At 70.4% G+C, this 18,123-nt stretch carries 14 protein-coding genes and 1 tRNA gene; 4 read left to right on the forward strand and 11 right to left on the reverse strand.

Annotation, left to right across the window (positions count from 1 at the left end; genetic code table 11):
* Position 1 precedes the first annotated feature (1 nt).
* The 7 genes from CK206_RS05965 to CK206_RS05995 form a co-directional block, all read right to left on the reverse strand.
* Positions 2 to 808: an enoyl-CoA hydratase/isomerase family protein gene (locus CK206_RS05965; RefSeq protein ID WP_253695427.1), complete on the reverse strand. Its 807-nt coding sequence runs from the start codon at positions 806 to 808 to the stop codon at positions 2 to 4.
* Between the two features lie 2 nt (positions 809 to 810).
* Positions 811 to 2,265 (reverse strand): aldehyde dehydrogenase, encoded by a 1,455-nt coding sequence (locus CK206_RS05970; protein ID WP_096905867.1) that lies wholly within the window; start codon positions 2,263 to 2,265, stop codon positions 811 to 813.
* 191 nt (positions 2,266 to 2,456) lie between these two features.
* On the reverse strand, positions 2,457 to 3,716 hold the full coding sequence (locus tag CK206_RS05975) for an IS256 family transposase (RefSeq protein WP_096905832.1): 1,260 nt from the start codon (positions 3,714 to 3,716) through the stop codon (positions 2,457 to 2,459).
* A gap of 119 nt (positions 3,717 to 3,835) precedes the next feature.
* Positions 3,836 to 4,015: a hypothetical protein gene (locus CK206_RS05980; protein ID WP_096905868.1), complete on the reverse strand. Its 180-nt coding sequence runs from the start codon at positions 4,013 to 4,015 to the stop codon at positions 3,836 to 3,838.
* A 110-nt stretch (positions 4,016 to 4,125) separates the two neighbouring features.
* Positions 4,126 to 4,202: transfer RNA gene (locus CK206_RS05985), tRNA-Met, on the reverse strand.
* 113 nt (positions 4,203 to 4,315) lie between these two features.
* A complete protein-coding gene (locus tag CK206_RS05990) occupies positions 4,316 to 7,378 on the reverse strand; it encodes a UPF0182 family protein (protein WP_173674774.1) in 3,063 nt (1,020 codons plus the stop codon).
* Between the two features lie 66 nt (positions 7,379 to 7,444).
* The gene (locus tag CK206_RS05995; protein ID WP_083249456.1) at positions 7,445 to 8,506 is read right to left on the reverse strand and encodes a PDZ domain-containing protein; all 1,062 of its coding nucleotides are present in this window, start codon (positions 8,504 to 8,506) and stop codon (positions 7,445 to 7,447) included.
* A 78-nt stretch (positions 8,507 to 8,584) separates the two neighbouring features.
* Between CK206_RS05995 and CK206_RS06000 the strand changes: the two genes are divergently transcribed.
* The gene (locus CK206_RS06000; protein ID WP_069388443.1) at positions 8,585 to 10,006 is read left to right on the forward strand and encodes a zinc-dependent metalloprotease; all 1,422 of its coding nucleotides are present in this window, start codon (positions 8,585 to 8,587) and stop codon (positions 10,004 to 10,006) included.
* Between the two features lie 156 nt (positions 10,007 to 10,162).
* On the opposite strand, the gene CK206_RS06005 is transcribed toward CK206_RS06000, so the two are convergent.
* Positions 10,163 to 10,858 carry a M48 family metallopeptidase gene (locus CK206_RS06005; RefSeq protein ID WP_240341457.1) on the reverse strand — a complete coding sequence of 232 codons (696 nt, stop codon included), beginning with the start codon at positions 10,856 to 10,858 and terminating at the stop codon, positions 10,163 to 10,165.
* A gap of 123 nt (positions 10,859 to 10,981) precedes the next feature.
* On the opposite strand from CK206_RS06005, the gene CK206_RS06010 reads away from it, so the two are divergent.
* Positions 10,982 to 12,064, forward strand: a complete 1,083-nt coding sequence (locus CK206_RS06010; RefSeq protein ID WP_254050498.1) for a hypothetical protein — start codon at positions 10,982 to 10,984, stop codon at positions 12,062 to 12,064.
* 8 nt (positions 12,065 to 12,072) lie between these two features.
* A complete protein-coding gene (locus tag CK206_RS06015) occupies positions 12,073 to 13,389 on the forward strand; it encodes an AarF/ABC1/UbiB kinase family protein (protein ID WP_096905869.1) in 1,317 nt (438 codons plus the stop codon).
* 39 nt (positions 13,390 to 13,428) lie between these two features.
* On the opposite strand, the gene CK206_RS06020 is transcribed toward CK206_RS06015, so the two are convergent.
* The gene (locus tag CK206_RS06020) at positions 13,429 to 15,570 is read right to left on the reverse strand and encodes an ATP-dependent DNA helicase UvrD2 (RefSeq protein ID WP_096907319.1); all 2,142 of its coding nucleotides are present in this window, start codon (positions 15,568 to 15,570) and stop codon (positions 13,429 to 13,431) included.
* A gap of 96 nt (positions 15,571 to 15,666) precedes the next feature.
* On the opposite strand from CK206_RS06020, the gene CK206_RS06025 reads away from it, so the two are divergent.
* Positions 15,667 to 15,945 carry a mycoredoxin gene (locus CK206_RS06025; protein WP_096905870.1) on the forward strand — a complete coding sequence of 93 codons (279 nt, stop codon included), beginning with the start codon at positions 15,667 to 15,669 and terminating at the stop codon, positions 15,943 to 15,945.
* A 43-nt stretch (positions 15,946 to 15,988) separates the two neighbouring features.
* On the opposite strand, the gene nudC is transcribed toward CK206_RS06025, so the two are convergent.
* A complete protein-coding gene (nudC, locus tag CK206_RS06030) occupies positions 15,989 to 16,915 on the reverse strand; it encodes an NAD(+) diphosphatase (protein ID WP_096905871.1) in 927 nt (308 codons plus the stop codon).
* Between the two features lie 81 nt (positions 16,916 to 16,996).
* A complete protein-coding gene (locus CK206_RS06035; protein ID WP_067712343.1) occupies positions 16,997 to 18,076 on the reverse strand; it encodes a TrkA family potassium uptake protein in 1,080 nt (359 codons plus the stop codon).
* Positions 18,077 to 18,123: the final 47 nt, after the last annotated feature.

An 18,123-nucleotide genomic window follows, 5' to 3' on the forward strand; every position in this document is an offset into this window, starting at 1 on the left:
GTCAGGACCCGTCGGGCAACGAGGCGAAGTCCGGCGTGCGACCTTCGCCGAATGCCGCCAGCGCCTCCGAGTTCGCCGGTCCACCCATGAGGTCGGCGAAGGCCCGGTTCTCCCGTTCGCGGGCGTCTGCTATCTGGCGCGTCAGTGGTTCGGTCATCGTCCGCTTGACCGCCCGCAGACTCGAGATCGGGAGCCGCGCCAACCGTGCGGCGTGCTCGCCGGCGACCTGCTGGAGTTCAGCGGGGGCGCACAGCCGCCAGACCAGTCCCATCTCGAGGGCCTCGCGGGCCGTGATCCACTCCGAGGACAGCAGGGCCCACGCGGCGTTCTGCCGACCCACCAGTCTGGGCAGCAGGTAGCTCGACGCCGCCTCGGGCGCCACCCCCAGGCTCGTGAACGGGCACTTGAGCCGGGCGTCGTCGGACATGAACACCAGGTCGGCGAACCCGATGATCGTCATGCCGATACCCAGTCCGAGCCCGTTGATCGCGAGCACGAGCGGCTTGTCGAACCCGGCGAGCGCGTCCACGAGACCCAGGAATCCGTGGTCGCCGGGGACGAAGTCGGGGTTGGTGATCCGCTCACCCATCTCCAGCAGGTCGGTGCCCGCGCTGAACGCCCGGCCCTCACCGGTGAGCAGGACCACCGCGACCGCGGGGTCGGCGGCGGCGTCGTGCAATGCCTCGGTGACCGCGTCGTACAGCGCCTCGTTGAAGGCGTTGAGGGCATCGGGGCGCGCCAGGGTCAGGGTGCGGACCCGATCTGTGTCCCGTACCGACAGGCCCGTCGTCCTCTCGTCCCCCGCCACGGTCAGCTCTGCTCCAGGTAGACGGACTTGAGCTCGGTGTACTGGGCCAGCCCCTCGGGGCCGAACTCGCGCCCCACCCCGGATGCCTTGAAGCCGCCGAACGGGGCGGAGAAATCCATCGTGTAGGTGTTCACGCCGTAGGTACCGGTCCGTACCCGTCGCGCGACGCCCAGCCCCGCCTCCCGGTCGGCGGTCCACACCGTGCCCGCCAGTCCGTACTCGGAGTCGTTGGCGATGCGGACGGCGTCGTCGACGTCGTCGTAGGCGATCACGGAGATGACGGGGCCGAAGATCTCCTCCTGCGCGATGCGCATCGAGTTGTCGACGCCACCGAAGACCGTGGGTCGTACGTACCAGCCGGTGTCCAGGCCGTCGGGGCGGTCGGAGCCCCCGGTGAGCAGCGTCGCACCCTCCTGCTGCCCGATCTCGATGTAGGAGTTCACCCGCTCCTGCTGGCGACGGGCGACCATCGGCCCGATCTCCGTGGCCGGGTCGAGCGGGTCCCCCACCACCATCGACCCGATGCCGTCGGCCAGCGCCTGTGCCACCTCGTCGTGGCGGTCGCGACTCACCAGCACCCTGGTCTGTGCCACGCAGGCCTGGCCGGAGTTCATCACGCCGACGAACTTGAGCCCCTCGACCACGGTCGTCAGGTCCGCGTCGTCGAGCACGATCGCCGCGGACTTGCCGCCCAGTTCGAGGGAGCAGCGCTTGAGTTGTTCGCCGCAGATCGCGCCGATCTTCCGGCCCGCCGCGGTGGATCCGGTGAAGGCCACCTTGTCGATCGTGGGGTGCCGCACCAGGTGCTCGCCGACCTCGCGGCCGCCGGCGACGATGCTCACCACGCCCTCGGGCACGCCCGCCTCGATGAGAAGCTCGCCCAGGAGGTAGGTGTCCAGCGGCGTCTCCGGCGCGGGCTTGATCACGATCGTGCACCCCGTCAGTAGCGCCGGGATCAGCTTGGACAGGACCGTGAACTGGGGAACGTTCCACGGCGGGATCGCCGCTACCACCCCCACGGGCTCGTGTCGCACCACCACCTCCCCGCCGAGGACGCCGGGGCGGGTCTCCTCCCACGGGAATTCACGCGCGATGGTGAGGAAGGCCTCGATCTGCATCCACGGGGCGGGCGCCTGGGCGAGCTTGCTGAACGAGATCGGGGAGCCCATCTCCGTGGAGATGACGGTCGCCATGTCGTCGAGCCGCGCCGCGTACAGAGCGGACAGCCTGGCCACGACCTCGATCCGCTCGTCGGGGCTCATGCAGGGCCACGGGCCGTGGTCGAAGGCCTCGCGCGCGGCGGCCACCGCGGCATCCATGTCGGCCACCGAGCCCTCGGGCACGCGGGCGACGACCTCCTCGGTGTGCGGGCTGATCACCTCGATCACGTCATCGGTGGCGGGGGAACGCCACTGGGTGCCGATCAGTAGGGCATCGCGGTCGAGTGAAGTGGTCATGGGGCTCTCCTGCCGTCACGGGCGTCGTCGTGGCCGCATCGGACATGCGAACAGACACCTGTCCACCATACGAGGACCGAACCTTTGCGTGGGCCGGAACACACGGACAGGCGCGACGATCGCTCCGGCAGGCATCCACGCGGTCAAGCCCCTGGAAGTGGTGTAACTGAATGGTGATCCTTCGTGGGTGGTCAGGCGGGTAGTTGCATCAGGTCATCGGTGCTCACCTCCGTCGGCGAGCTGGTGGCGGGGTCGGTGGTCAGGGTGAGTCGGCAGCGGCTGAGGACTTCGAGACCGAGGTAGCGGCGGCCTTCGGCCCATTCGTCGGTCTGCTCGGCCAGGACGGCGCCGATGAGGCGAACGATGGCATCCCGGTTCGGGAAGATCCCGACCACGTCGGTGCGGCGTCGGATCTCCCGGTTGAGCCGCTCGGTGGGGTTGTTGGACCAGATCTGCCGCCACACATCGTCGGGGAACGCGATAAACGCCAGCAGGTCCTCGCGGGCATCGCCGAGGTGGTCAGCAACCTCGGGCAGTCTGCCTTCGGTGTAGTCCAAGAGCCGGTCGAACTGGGCATTGACAGCCTCGGCGGTGGGCTGGTCGTAGACGCTATGCAGCATCGCCTTCACGGCCGGCCACATCGACTTGGGGCACGCGGCCATGAGGTTTGCGGCGTAGTGGGTGCGACAGCGCTGCCAGGCGGCCCCGGGCAGGTTCGCCGCGATCGCCTCGATCAGCCCGGCGTGGGCATCGGAGGTCACCAGCCGGACTCCGCCCAGGCCACGGGCCACCAGGTCGGCGAAGAAGGTGTTCCACGAGGCCTTCGTCTCGCTGGTGGCGACTTGCATGCCCAGGACCTCGCGGTGGCCGTCACCGTTGACCCCGGTGGCCAGCAGCACCGAGGCTTTGACGACCTGCTTGTTCTCCCGGACCTTGATCGTCAGCGCATCGGCGGTGACGAACGTGAACGGTCCGGCCTCGTCCAGGCGCCGGTGCCGGAACGCCGCGACCTGCTCATCGAGGTCTTCGGCCATGCGGGAGACCTGGGACTTGGACAGCGAGTCGATGCCGAGAGTTTTGACCAGCTTGTCCATCCGGCGGGTGGAGACCCCGGCCAGGTAGCAGTCCGCCACGACGGTGATCAGCGCGGATTCGGCCCGCTTGCGACGCTCGAGCAGCCACTCGGGAAAGTAGGAGCCCGAGCGGAGCTTGGGGATGGCGACGTCGACGGTGCCGACCCGGGTATCCAGGGGCCGGTGGCGATAACCGTTGCGGTAGTTGGTGCGCTCTGACGAGCGGGCGTTCCACTCGGCGCCGCACACGGCGTCGGCGTCCGCGGACAGCAGGGCGTTGATCATGGTCTGCAGCAGCTCGCGCATCAGATCCGGTGACGCGTCGGTCAGGGCTTGGCTAAGCAGGCCTGCAGGGTCGACAATATGGGGTGCGGTCATCGTGATGACTCCGTTCGAGGATTCGGTAGAAGGTTGACTCGAAGGATCACACGGTGGCCGCTCTACATCCGTACACAACACGGAATCGCAGACGATCTCGGCCACCGAGTTACACCACTCTATGGGGCACTACTATCCACGCCGTCCGCACGCTCGACCACGGCGTCGGTCAACCCGAACGGTCGGCTCGCCTCGACGCCGTCGCGCGGCAGGGATTCGGCCGGCCGCATCGCCGTGCGTTCGGGGTGCGTGCCCTCGCGGTACGCGATCGGGCGGGGTGTGCGCCCCCATCGGTCCATTCCGGGCGCTCTCCATGCCGCAGCGGGGGCCTATAGCGACTCGGCAGCGTCTGTTCGCACGCCGAAATGACCTCAGGCCCGGCTCCCTCTCGGGAACCGGGCCTGGTGCGTGGTAGCGGGGACAGGATTTGAACCTGCGACCTCTGGGTTATGAGCCCAGCGAGCTACCGAGCTGCTCCACCCCGCGTCGTTTGCGTCTATGACACTACGTGCCACTCACCGGGCATTGCAAATCGGTGGACGCCGAACGACGAGAAGATGACGCAACTCACACCCTCGCACTCAAAGCCGCAGGTCGACTCAGTTCCCGAGGCCCTGATAGGCGTCGACAGCGGCCTGCAGGTCCTCGAGCGCCTGCCCCAGATCGGAGAGGTCTCCCCCGCTCTGAGCGGAGCGGACCGCGTTCAGCGCCGAGTTGAGCTCACGCACGGCGGACGCCCGCTCGGCGTCGTCAGCGCCTCCCCCGGTGGCCGGCGACGACGGCCGCGGAGCGGTGCCCTGCGCAGGCCGCGCGGCGCCCTCCTCGGCCTCGGCCTCCGCCTCACCGCTCTCGTCGATACGCACGACGTCCGGGTCTGCCTCGATCCCGACCTGCCGCAACGCCTCGTAGAGCGTGGGCGCGTAGCCCACCGCACGGTCGTACGAGACCATCACCCGCAGCAGCCTCGGGAACGCGGAATCCTGGTCCTTGCGCTGGGTGTAGATCGGCTCCACATAGAGGACCGAGTCGTCCGCCAACGGCAGCGCCAGGAGATTGCCCTCCGTGATCTCGGCGGTCTCACCCCACAGTCGGCGGTCCTCGGCGATCGCCGGCGAGGCGATCATGATGTCCTGCGCCTGGTTCGGGCCCTGGGAGAGCGGCTCCGTGGGCCGCTGGACCCGCACCGTGATCTGTCCGTAGGTCTCGGGGTCCGAGCTCGCCGTCATGTGTGCGGCGAGGAACTCACGCTCATAGCCCCGGAAGGCCGAGATCAGCTGGAACGACGGCTCGTCGGACTCCGGGTCGGTCGGATCGGAGGCCACCACGTAGTACGGCGGCTGGGCCGGCCCGTCACGGTCGACGGTCTGGGCGCCCGCGGGACCACCGGCGGGACTGCCGGCCGGACCACCGGCGGGGCCGCCCGCGGGCGGGCCCTGCGGGTTCTGGATCGACGAGGTCACCGTCGGATCGGACGGCACCGACCAGAAGGCGTCGTTGGTGAAGAACTGGCCCGGATCATCGACCTGGTACTTGGCCAGCAGCTCACGCTGCACCTTGAACAGGTCCTCCGGGTAGCGCAGGTGCTCCTCCAACTCCTCGGAGATCGCCTCACGTGGCTGCACGATGTCCGGCAGCGCCTTCATCCACGTCTGCAGCACCGGGTCCGACTCGTCGAACGCGTACAGGTCGACGGTGCCGTCGTACGCGTCGACGGTCGCCTTGACCGAGTTGCGGATGTAGGAGACCTCCTCGTCCGGCAGGACCCGACCGCTCGCGTCGTTGAGGGAGTCCGAGGTCATGGCCTCCAGCGAGCTGAGCTCGGCGTAAGGGTAGGTCTTGAGCGTCGTGTACCCGTCGACGATCCACTTGATACGGCCGTCGATCACCGCCGGATAGGTGTTGGTGTCCGTGGTCAGCCACGGGGCCACCTTCTGCACCCGGTCCCGCGGGTCGCGGTCGTAGATGATCTTCGAATCGTCGCCGAGGATGCTGGACAACAGGATGTTGCGCTCGGCGAACTTGAGCGAGTAGGCGATACGGTTGACCCAGCCGCCGACCGGGACGCCGCCCTCGCCGGTGTAGGTGTACTGCTCGGTGTCGGTGTCGTACTCACGGGGCCCGTCGCCGTTGTCCCCCACGATGGCGTAGTCGGGGTCCGCCTGCGCGATGAGCGGACCGAAGTAGGTCCGCGGCTGGGTCACCGGGATCATCATCTCCTGGCCACTGGAGATGGCCTCCAGGTCCGAGACCTGGAAGTTCGGCAGGCCGCCGCGGTCCGAACCCGCGTCGTCGGCGATCTCGTTGACCCGGTTGGCCGGTGCGGCCACGAACCCGTTGCCGTGCGTGTACACCGTGTGACGGTTGATCCAGTCCCGCTGGTTGGCCTGCAGGGACTCGGGGTTGAGCTCACGCGCGGCCACGAGGAAGTCCCGCATCTCGCCGTCGATCGTGTAACGGTCGATGCCCAGCGTCTCGGGGAAACCGTAGAAGTTGCGCAACTGGTGCAGCTGGGTGAACGTCGGCGCCAGGACGTTCGGGTCGAGCACGCGGACGTTGGACAGTGTCGTGAGATCCGAGGCCGCCTCGCGGGGGTTCGGATCGGCCGCCCCCCAGTTGTCGATGTAGGTGACCCGCTCCTCACCGATGTCGTACGCGGCGCGCGTCGCGTCGATGTTCCGCGCGATGTACTCCCGTTCCTTCTCGGCACGGTTGGGCTTCACCGAGAACTGCTCGACGGCCAGCGGCCACGCCGACCCCACCACGAGCGCGGAGAACAGCAACAGGACGGTGGCCAGCGCGGGGATCCGCAGATCCCTGATCACGATGGCGGAGAAGAACGCGGCCGCGCACACCAGCGCCACCGAGAACATGAAGATCTTCGCCGGCATCAGGGCATTGACGTCGGTGTAGCTGGCGCCGGTGAACGTGCTGTTCTCGCTGAACAGCAGCTCGTAGCGATCCAGCCAGTACGCGGCGGCCTTGGCCAGCACGAACAGCCCCGCGAGGGTCACCAGCTGGATCCGGGCGGCGCGGGTGAGGGCACCCTCGCGCGCGCCGGGCCGCAGTCCGCCGAAGAGGTAGTGGGTGAACAGGTTGGCCAGGAAGGCCAGCACGACGGCCACCATGAGCCACGTGACGATCGCGCGCCACATCGGGAGCTCGAAGGCGTAGAAGGAGATGTCCAGACCGAACTGGGGGTCGGTCTCACCGAACGGCGTCGAGTTGAAGAACGCGAGCACGGTCTGCCACCCGGTCTGCGCGACCGACCCCGCCAGGATCGCCAGGACGACCGGGATCCAGAGCACGGTCCTGCCGGGTGAGGCCCCCATGGCCGCCCGGTAGCGGGCCAGCGCGTCCGGCATCCCCGCCTGCGCCAGGAACACCGGGCGGAACCGGTAGGCCAGCAGAATGCCGGCGCCCACCGCCAGGCCGACCAGGAGGGCGACCGCCACGAAAAGACCGAGCCGCGCCAGCAGCTCGGTCCGGAACACGCTGGTGGCGTCGACACTGCCGAACCACAGCCAATCCGTGTAGGCGGTGTTCAGCCTGGGCAGGACCTGGATGAGGAGGATGAGGACGACGACGGCGACTGCGACGGCCCGACCGCGACGAGAGATCGCGATCGGCCGACCGGGGGAATTGCCGGGTGGGCGGACGGACACCTGGAAAGCTCCTGCACTGCTGGGGCGGACATGCTCGTGACCCCCACCTTACGGAAAAGCCGCGCCTCAGCCGCAGGTCGGTGGCTGCCCCCCGGAAGCCGCCGACTCCAGCGCCTCCAGTGCGCCCTCCAGCGTCTCCACCTCAATCAGCCGGATACCCTCCGGCGGGCTCTGCACAGCCTCCGCACAGTTGGCCGCGGGGACCAGGAATTCGCTCACTCCCGCCTCGTGGGCCGCCCGAATTTTGTGCCGGATACCACCGATAGGACCCACCGTCCCGTCGGGACGGATGGTGCCCGACCCGGCCACCCGCGCGCCCCCGGTGGCCTCACCCGGCGACAGCTTGTCGACGATCGCGACGGCCAGCACCAGGCCCGCCGAGGGGCCGCCCACCGCGGGGTCCACCGAGATGTCGACGTCGGTACCGTCCGCCGGGGTGTCACCCACCAGGATGCCCAGTCGGCCCTGTTCGGGATCGCCGTCCGGTCCCGCGGACTGCAACGTCGCCGTCGTCGTCTCCTCACGGCCCTCACGGGTGAACCCGATGCGGACCTCGTCACCCGCGCGGCGCTCACCCACCCGGTCCACCACGGCCGTGGCGTCGTCGACGGATTCCCCGTCCACGGAGGTCAGCACGTCGCCCGGGCGCAGCCGCCCGGCGGCGGCGCCGTCCGGCTCCACCCCCTCGACGCGCGGCTGCATGGGGATTCCCAGGAAGCGGTACGCGGCGGCCTCGGCGGAGTTCTCCGAACCAACCATCTCCGCGGCATTCGACTCGCGCACCTCGTCGCGTGACCGGTCCGGCGGGAACACCTGGTCGCGCGGCACCACCACCTGCGCCGGATCCACCCAGAACCGCATCGCGTCGAGCAGCGTCAGACGATCACGGACCGCCACCGTCGTCATGAACAGGGACCCGGCGGTCTCGTCCGCCTCCCTGCCCGCCACGTCGACCACCGGAACCCGCTCCGTGTCGCCGCCCTCCGTCTCCACCTCCGCCGTACCGAAGGTGTCGTAGGTGGGTCCGGGACCCATCGACACCAGGGGGACGGTGGCCGACGTCGCCAGGACGAGCAGCAGCACCGCCGGTACCAGCGCGGCGAGAACGGTGAACAGGCGACGACTCACGGGGCAAGGGTAGACCGCACCCGCGGCCGGCCGCGTCGCGGCCGGACCCCCCACCCCTGCACGCTGTACCGTTGTGGCATGAACCAGCCCTTCGGTTTCTCCGCTTCCGACGACGACGGGCGCGACGACGACCGCGACCGCGGCCAGGGCGGTCCCGGCGGTCCCGGCGGCTTCGATCCCTCGCAGTTCGGTAACTTCGGCCAGATGCTCTCCCAGTTCGGACAGATGCTCGGCTCCATGGGATCGGCCATGTCCGGGCCGGGCAGCTCGGGGCCCGTCAACTACCAACTGGCGCGGACAGTCGCCCTCCAGTCCCTCGGTCGCACGCCCGTGATCACCGACGCCTCGCGCACCGCCGCGCAGGAATCGGTCCGCCTGGCGGAACTGTGGCTCGACGAGACCACCCAGTTCCCCTCCGGAGTGCACCGCACCGAGGTGTGGACGCCCCAGCAGTGGGTCGAGCACTCCCTGCCCACCTGGGAGAAGATCTGCACGCCCGTCGCCGAGCAGATGAACTCGGCCACCAAGGGCGCCATGCCCGAGGAGGCCCGTCAGCTCGCCGGCCCGCTGCTCGGCATGCTCGACCAGATGGGCGGCATGGGCTTCGGCATGCAGCTCGGACAGGGGCTCGGCAAGCTCGCGCCGGCCGTGCTGTTCTCCTCCGAGGTCGGTATCCCGTTCGGCGACGACGGGGTGGCCGCGCTCAGCCCGGCCGCGATCGACGAGTTCGCCGACGAGCTGGAGCTGCCCCGGCAGGAGGTCGTGGTCTTCCTCGCCGCACGCGAGGCCGCACACCTGCGACTGTTCGCCGGCGCCCCCTGGCTGCGCGCCCGGTTCCTGGCCACCGTGGAGGAGTACGCGCGCGGCATCCGCGTGGACACCTCCGGGCTCGACGACCTCGCCTCCGGACTCGACCCGTCCATCCTGCAGGACCCCACCAAGCTCCAGGAGTTGCTCTCCGGCGGCGCCGGGGCGATCGGCCCCAAGGTGACCAACGTCAACGAGGCCGCGCTCGGCCGGCTCGAGACGCTGCTCGCGCTGGTCGAGGGCTGGGTCGACGCCGTCGTCGCCGCGGCGGTCGGCGACCGGCTGCCCAGCGCCGACAAGGTCCGCGAGATGTGGCTGCGACGCCGGGCCACCGGCGGCGCCGCCGAACAGGCCTTCGCGTCTCTCGTCGGACTCGAACTGCGTCCACGCAAGGCGCGTGAGGCCTCCGAGCTGTGGCGCCGGGTCGGGGAGGCCGTGGGCACCGAACGCCGCGACGGGCTGTGGAGCCACCCCGACCTGCTGCCCGTCGGCGAGGACCTCGAGAACCCCGCCGCCGTCATCGACCGGCTCCTCGACGAGTCGACCGGGGACTCCAGCGGCGTCGACGAGATCGAGCGCTTTCTCCGCGAATCGGGTGGCGGGACCGGAGAGGCCGGCGGGACAGGCGACGGCGGACCCGAGGCCTCAGGCCCGAATGGCCCGGGTTCCGGCTCTGACGGCTCCGGCTCCTAAGGTTCCGGCTCCGAGGGGTCAGGCTCCGAGGGTTCCGGCTCCGAGGGGTCAGGCTCCGAGGGTTCAGACTCCGGAGGGGTCAGGCTCCGAGGGTTCAGGCTCAGAGGGGCCGCACGACGGGGCCTGATCGGCGGGCGTCGTGACGGGCGGGCCGACCTAGTACTGGCCGGTCTCGTCGTCGTCGCCCTCGACCAGGTCGCCCACGCCCTCGCCGACGGTCCCCGGCCCTCCCCCGCCACCGGGGGCGTCCGACCCGGCCCCCTGCCTGAGCACCCGCGAGTAGGCCTCCAGGTACCCCATCGCCCGTTCGGTACGCGGATACCTGCGCACCACCTCCCAGAACTCGGGCGGGTGACCCCCGGGGACGACGAGGTGGACCAGCTCGTGCATCACGACGTAGTCCAGCACGTAAGCAGGCACGTCCCGCAGCGTCTCGCTGATCCGGAGCTCCCCGGAATCCGGTGAACAGGACGCCCAGCGGGTGGTCATCGCCGGCACCCACCGCACCGATGCCGGCCGCGCCCGACCCTCCAGCCACTTCGTCGACAGCTCCGTGGCGCGCCGCATCAGGTCCGCATCGGACGCCCGGTGACCCTTGCGGCGACCGGACCGGGCGAGCCGGCCGAGCATGTCGGTGATGAGACGTCGTTCCTCCGCGCGCGGCAGCCCCGCCGGCATGAGGACCACCACGGTCTCGCCCTCCACCCGAGCTGAGACCGTCCTCCTGCGGCGTGTGGAGCGGCGGACCTCGATCCGAGGATCATCAGGCTCGGTGGGTAGCGCCGGTGCCGGGCCCGGGCCGGGTGACGGTGGGCTCGCGGACGCGGCGGCGGGGCGTGGGGCTGGCGACACGCGGACCACGGTAGACCACCCCACACGGCGCGGTTATCCACAGGCGCCGACGAGACCGGCGCCTGTGGACAACGACGCCAGAGCAGGGCCCGGGCAGGACCGTCGCGTGCCACGATGTGCCCCGTGACCCCAGTGACCGCTCCCGCCGACGACCCGCCACGCGCCGCCACCGTTGCCTCCACCGGCACCGGTGCCGGCACCGGTGCCGGCACCGCGGCGGTGGCGACCGTCTCCCCGCGCACCCCCGCCCCCGTCATCGCCGCGCAGGCCCAGGCCTCTGCCTCCCGGGTCCGGGCCACCCTGCGTCCCGGCACCGTGGTGGTCGCACGGGATGACCACACCGTCCAGGTGGGACTGGCGCCTGACCGCGCGGTGGTGGTCGACGCCCCCGCCGTTGTGGGCGCCCGCCGCCTCACTGCACTACTCCGCGGCCTCGACGGCGGGGCCCATCTCGACGACGTGGCCGCCCGCGCGGGGATCGACGCGTCGGGGATCTCCACCGTGGCCCGGATCCTCGTCCACCTGGCCGACCTCGGTCATCTACGACTCGACCCGACGGAACCGGGAGCAGACACGGACGCAGACGCGCACGCGACGGGCTCCACTCCTAGGCCCGCGCCGGTGCGTCGGGTCCACATCCTGGGGGTCGGCCAGATCTCGGAGGTGCTTCGGGGGCCGCTGTCCGTCAACGGTTGTCGTGTGACCACCGGCCCCAGCCCGGGCTTGACACTCGACGCCGAGCGGCCGCCCTGGTTCCGCCGGGGCGTGGCCCCCGACCTGGTCATCCTCACCGGCACCGTCTCGGTGGATCCGGTGGTCACCACCGCACTCGCCCGGTCCGGGCAGGCGCACATGCACGTGTACTGCCGGGACGGCCGTGTGGTGGTGGGCCCGACCGTGGTGCCGGGTGTCACCCCGTGTCTGCGCTGCACCGACCTGTACCGCGCCCGCCGGGACCCGCGGTGGCCGTTCGTCGCCGCGCAACTCATCGGACACAGCCCTGACGCGGCCGTTCCCGCCCTCACCGCCGCCGCAGCCCTGGTGCTGGCGGAGGTCGCCGCCAGCCGCGAACCCCGCACCAGGCTCCAGACCATCGGTGCCACCGTGGAGATCAATCCGTCCGAGGGACTGTGGCGCCGGCTCGAATGGCAGGCCGACGCAGGCTGCGACTGTGGCGCCGCCCCGGATGTCCGTCCTCTGTCATGATTGAAGGCGTGTCCGACCTACCCCGCACCTCGTCCCGCCGCGCAGCACGCCTCGCGGGACTCCCACTGGGCATCGCCGGTCGCGCCGCCGGTTCACTCGGTCGACGCGCCCTCGGGCGGGGTGACGGGGATCTGAGCGAGGAACTGGCCGATCAGGCCGCCGAGCAGGTCTTCGCCGTTCTCGGGGAACTCAAGGGCGGCGCCATGAAGGTCGGCCAGGCCCTCAGCGTGTTCGAGGCCGGGATGCCCGACAAGTACGCCGAGCCGTTCCGGGAGGCCCTCACCAAGCTCCAGGCCGAGGCACCCCCCATGCCCGCCGCCGAGGTGGAGAGAGTCCTCGACACCCAACTCGGGCTGCGCTGGCGTGAGCGCTTCGCCGAGTTCGACGGTGACGCCGCCGCGGCCGCCTCCATCGGGCAGGTCCACCGCGCCGTCTGGTCCGACGGTCGTGAGGTGGCCGTCAAGATCCAGTATCCCGGCGCCGATGAGGCCCTCCGCTCGGACCTGCGGCAACTCCGGCGACTGGCTCCCCTGTTCCGGCCGCTCAACCCCGGCACCGACATCAGGGGCATCATCGATGAGCTCTACGACAGCACCGTGAGCGAGCTCGACTACCGCGCGGAGGCCGACACCCAGCGGGTGTTCTCGGCCGCCTACCGCGACGATCGCCTCGTCCGGGTGCCCTCCGTGCTGGCCTCGTCGCCCAAGGTGCTGGTCACCGAGTGGGTGGACGGGCGGGCCCTGAGCCGGATCTCCAGCGACGGCACCCCCGCAGAGCGCAACCGGGCCGGCGAGCTCCTCACCGAGGTCCAGTTCAGTTCCCCCACCCGTGCCCGGATGATGCACGGCGATCCCCACCCCGGAAATTTCCTGCTAGCCGATGACGGTCGACTGGTGGTCCTGGACTTCGGCGCGTCGATCCCCCTGCCCGAGGGCGTGCCGGAGGTTCTCACCTCCATGATGCGGCTCGCCCTGGCCGGTGATTCCGATGAACTGGTGCGGTTGATGACCCGGGCCGGATACGTCGGCCGGAACGGCCTCGACCCCGCCGACGCGATGGCGTTCCTGAACCCGTTCATCGAGCCGATGCGCGAGCCTGTTTTCCACTTCAGCCGCGCGTGGATGCAGAGCATCATGTCCGTCTACGGGGACGTGTCGGGGCGGGAGTTCCGGACCTCCCGCTCGTTCACCCTGCCGCGCGAGTACGTCCTGATCCACCGGGTGCTGTCCGCGTCGGTGGGCATGCTGTGCCAACTCGAGGCGTCCGCCCCGTACCGGGAGATCGTGCAGCGCTGGATGCCGGAGATCTTCCCCGACGAGGGCTGACCAGCCCCCGGCTCGGGGATCCTCCCGCGCGGCGCGGGTTCAGGTGGCGCGGATTAGCCTCAGCACGTCGTCGCCGTACTCGCTCAGCTTGTGCGCCCCGATCCCGCCGATCCGGCCCAGTGCGCGGGTGTCGGCGGGCCGCTCCCGGGCGATCTGGGCGAGCGTGTCGTTGGTGAACACCGTGTAGGCGGGTTTGCCGATCCGCTCGGAGGTCTCCTTGCGCCAGTCCCGCAGTCGTTCGAACAGGCCGGTATCGACCTCCACCGAGCATTCCGGGCACAGCCCGAGCGCGCGGTGCATGGGCCCGGTGAGCTTCTCCCCGCACCCGCGGCACCGTCCCTTGTCCGAGGTGTCGGTGGACCCGCGCGGTCCGACCGGGGACTGGGCCGGGCGAACGGGGTCGAGGAAGCGGCTGGGGCGTCGGCCGGCCCGGCCACCGGCGCGTCGACTCCGACTCCACGACACGGTCAGGTGCTCGCGGGCGCGGGTGACGCCCACGTAGAGCAGGCGCCGCTCCTCCTCGATCGCGTCCGGTCCGGCGTTGATCGCGTGGCTGATCGGCAAACTCCCCTCGTGGACTCCGATGAGGAACACCGCGTCCCATTCGAGCCCCTTGGCGGCGTGGAACGACGCCAGCGTCACACCCCGCTCGTCCGGGGCGTGACGTGCCGCCGCCCGTTCTCGAAGCCCCGCGACCACCGGTAGCAGGCCCTCGCGAGCCTCGGCCGTGGCGATCTCCTCGGCGAGCCCCACCAGCGAGTTCAGGGAATTCCAGGTCTCCCTGGCCTGGGCACCGGACGGCTCGGCGGCGGTGAGACCGAGGGGCTCGAGCGCCTGCCTGATGACTGCGACGATCTCCGTGGGGTCCGCCAGTTGGGAGTACGCCTGCGCCCGCGCCTCGTCCGAGCCGTCGATCAGTCGGTCGATCGCCGACATGGCCCGACGGACCACCGGCCTCTCGAAGAAGCCCTCGCCCCCCTTGAGCCGGTATCCGATCCCGGCCTCGTCCAGGGCCGCCTCGACCCGCTCGGACTGGGCGTTGATGCGGTACAGCACCGCGATCTCCGAAGGGTCCATCCCGCCGTGGACGAGATCGGCGACGGCCCCCGCCACCGCCTCCGCCTCGGCGTCCTCGTCGGGATACTCGGCGAGAACCGGCTCCGGGCCCGGCGGCCGCATGCCCCGCAGGGTGAGCCCGGCGCTGCGGAAACGGCCGCTGCCGGCGCTGATCACCGCATTGGCCAGGTCCACGACCTGAGGCGTGGAGCGGTAGTCGGACTCCAGGCGCACGACGGTGGCACCCGGGTAGCGGTCCGCGAAGCCGAGCAGGAAGTCCGGTTCTGCGCCGGCGAACGAATAGATGGTCTGGTTGACGTCACCGACCACCGTCAGGTCGTCCCTCCTGCCCAGCCACGCGGTGAGCAGCCGTTGTTGGGCCGGCGTGACGTCCTGGAACTCGTCGACGACGAAGCAGCGGTAGCGGTCCCGGAACTCCTCGGCGATCGCCGGGACCTCTTCCACGAGTTCGGCCATGTGGCTCAGGAGGTCGTCGAAATCGAGCATCCGGACCGGTCCGGAGACCTTGAGGTCCTCGTACGCCCGGAACGCGCGCGCGACCTCGGGGGCCGGCACCGGCAGGTCGCGACCCAGCGCGACGGCCTGCTCCGCGTACGTGTCCGGCGTGAGCAGGCTGGACTTGGCCCAGCCGATCTCGGTCAGCACGTCGCGGATGGTCTCCGTGGCGGGGTCCAGGCCGACCCGGCGCACCGCCTGGGCTACCGCGCGGAACTGCCCGTCCAACAGCTGCCAGGGTTCCTCCCCGTACACCCGTGGCCAGAAGTACGACAGGTTCCGCAGGGCGGCCGAGTGGAAGGTCCGGGCCTGTACGGGTCCCGTCCCGGCGTCCGCGACTCCCAGCCCCGCCAACCGCATTCGCAGCTCCCCGGCGGCGCGGGCGGTGAACGTCACCGCCAGCACCTGGTCACCGCGGACGTGCCCGGTCGTGACCAGGTGGGCGATACGCCTGGTGATCGTGCGGGTCTTGCCGGTCCCGGCGCCGGCGAGGATGCACACGGGACCCCGCGGCGCCAGCACGGCACGACGTTGCTGCGGGTCGAGACCCTCGAGGGCCGACTCCGCACCATCTTCCCGTCCGCGACCATCTCCCCGTCCGCGCCGCATGTCACTCACGCCCCCATCGTGGCATCCGCTTCCGACATCGCGTCCGAGGCCTCCCCCCGGGGATGATTCCCGCGGTCGTGCGCGTTACACCCCGTCATGAGCGATCTGACGACGAACGACGATGCCGGCGCCCTGACCCTGTACACCACCACGTGGTGCCCCTTCTGCACGCGACTCAAGAAGCTGCTGGACGAGAAGGCGATCGGCTACACCGAGGTCGACGTGGAGGCGGACGCCGATGCTGCCGCTTTCGTCGAGAGCGTGAACGGCGGCAACAGGGTCGTCCCGACGGCGCTGTACTCGGACGGCACCACCGCCACCAACCCCCCGGCCTCCCAGGTGCGCGCCAAGCTCGCCGAACTCGCCGGGGTCTGACGCGCTCGGCCTGGCCTGACGGCGACGCCGGGGACCGGCGCCCTCAGGCGTCGACGTCCCCGTCGACCGCTGCGACCCAGGACTGCAGCATCACGTGCGCGATGGAGACGGCCGGCGCCACCATGAGGTCGCCACGGCCGGCCAGCGCGTCACGGACCCGGTCGACGTCGAACCACGCGGCCTCACTGATCTCCTCGTCCTCGAGCACGATCGGAGCCTCCGGGTCGCCGATGGCGTGGAATGCGACCATGAGGGACCGGGGGAACGGCCAGGGTTGGCTGCCCAGGTAGCGCACGCGGTCGACGACCACGCCCACCTCCTCGGCGACCTCTCGCCGGACGCAGCCCTCCAGGGACTCGCCCGCTTCGACGAAACCGGCGACGTGCGAGTACATGCCCTCGGGCCAGATCGGCTGGCGGGCGAGGAGCACGCGGCGTCCCCCGTCGTGGACCAGGCAGATCACGGCGGGGTCGGTCCGTGGGTACTCGAGGCCCCCGTGGAACGGGTCCTCGATCGCCCATCCGGCGTCGACACGGCGCGGATGGTGGGTGCGTTCGCGTCCGCGGACGTTGTCGCGATGCCACCCGAGTAGGGCCATGGCCTGGGAGGCCAACGACCCGTCACCCTCGACGAGGTCGGCCCCGCACGAGCGGAGCGACGTCACCGCGGGCTCGGCGGGGAGCTCGTCGACCGGGACCGCCCAGATGTGCCGGGCGTCCTCGGTCCTCCCGAGGAACACCGCCTCCTCGGGGAGGGAGTCCGCGAGGTCCAGGGCGGGCTCCAGGCGGATCCGCTGCCGATCACCGCGTGCCGGCTCGATCGCGAACCTGTTGCGACGGTCCACCTTCATCACGCGCGCCGTGGCCCATCCTCTGTTCAACTCATCGGAGTCCTGCCGGAGGGGTGCCGCCCTGTCGGGCGCCGCCACCGAGAGCACCGGATCGGAGTCGAGGGTGAAGTCCATCGGCATCGTGTGGGGTCCTTTTCGCGGTCGTGAGGGGTGCCGATCAGCGTAGCCCGGCCACCTCGGCGTTCCTGCCCTGCCCGTCGCTCAGTCGGCGATCATCCGGATGTAGAGCAACCGGTCACCGCTCTCCAGCGCGTCTGCCTCGGGCTCGTTGACCTTGATGAGCTGTCCCTTGCGCACCACCCCCAGGACGAGTTCGGCCAGGTGCCGGGGTGAGCCTCCTACCTCGGACTCCTCGACCCGTCGTTCGGCGATGGAGAAGCCCTCGTCCGGGGTGAGCAGATCCTCCATCATCCCCACGACCGTCGGCGAATTGGTGGCCAGACCGAGGAGACGTCCGGTGGTCTCGGCGGAGACCACCACGGAGTCTGCGCCGGACTGCTTGAGCAGGTGCTTGTTGTCGCTCTCGCGGACCGTCGCGACGATCTTCGCGTTGGGTGCCAGTTCCCGCGCGGTGAGGGTGACCAGCACGGCCGTGTCGTCCGAGTTGGTGGCCACCACGACGGCGGAGGCGCGGGTGAGGCCGGCCAGTTTGAGGACGTCGGACCGGGTGGCCGAACCGTGGACGGTGACCAGACCGTGGGCGGCCGCGGCCTTGAGTGCCTGGGGGTCGGTGTCGACGACGACGATGTCGTCCGGGGCGGTGTCGTCGGCGAGCATCGCGGCGATGGCGGATTTGCCCTTGGTGCCGTAGCCGACGACGACGGTGTGATTGCGCACGTGGGTTCTCCATCGCTGGATCTTGAAGGCTTGACGGGACTGCTCGGTCAGCACGGCCAGAGTGGTGCCGACGAGCAGGATCAGGAATACGAGGCGAAGCGGGGTGACGACGATGGTGTTGATCAGCCGCGCCTGCTGGGTGATCGGGGTGATGTCTCCGTAACCGGTGGTCGAGAGGGAGACCGTGGCGTAGTAGAAGCAATCGATGAGCGTCAGCTCACCATTCGCTCCGCCGCCACCGGTATAGCCCCCGCGGTCGAACCACACCACCAGCACAGCGATGCACAGGGCGACGACGGCCATCACCACGCGCTTGCCGATCAGCCGCCACGGCGTCTCACTGTTCTCCGGGATGCTCACCACGCCCACGAGCGCGTGGTCGGGGCTCTCGTCCAGCGGGTCGTGGCCACGGAACCGCGATGCCAGTGCGCGCTTCTTCACCATGGGGCTCCGTTTCCGCGACGCGTCCCCCGCGGGGACCGTGCCGTCAT

Source organism: Dietzia sp. WMMA184 (genome assembly GCF_002441635.1).
GTDB lineage: Bacteria > Actinomycetota > Actinomycetes > Mycobacteriales > Mycobacteriaceae > Dietzia > Dietzia kunjamensis.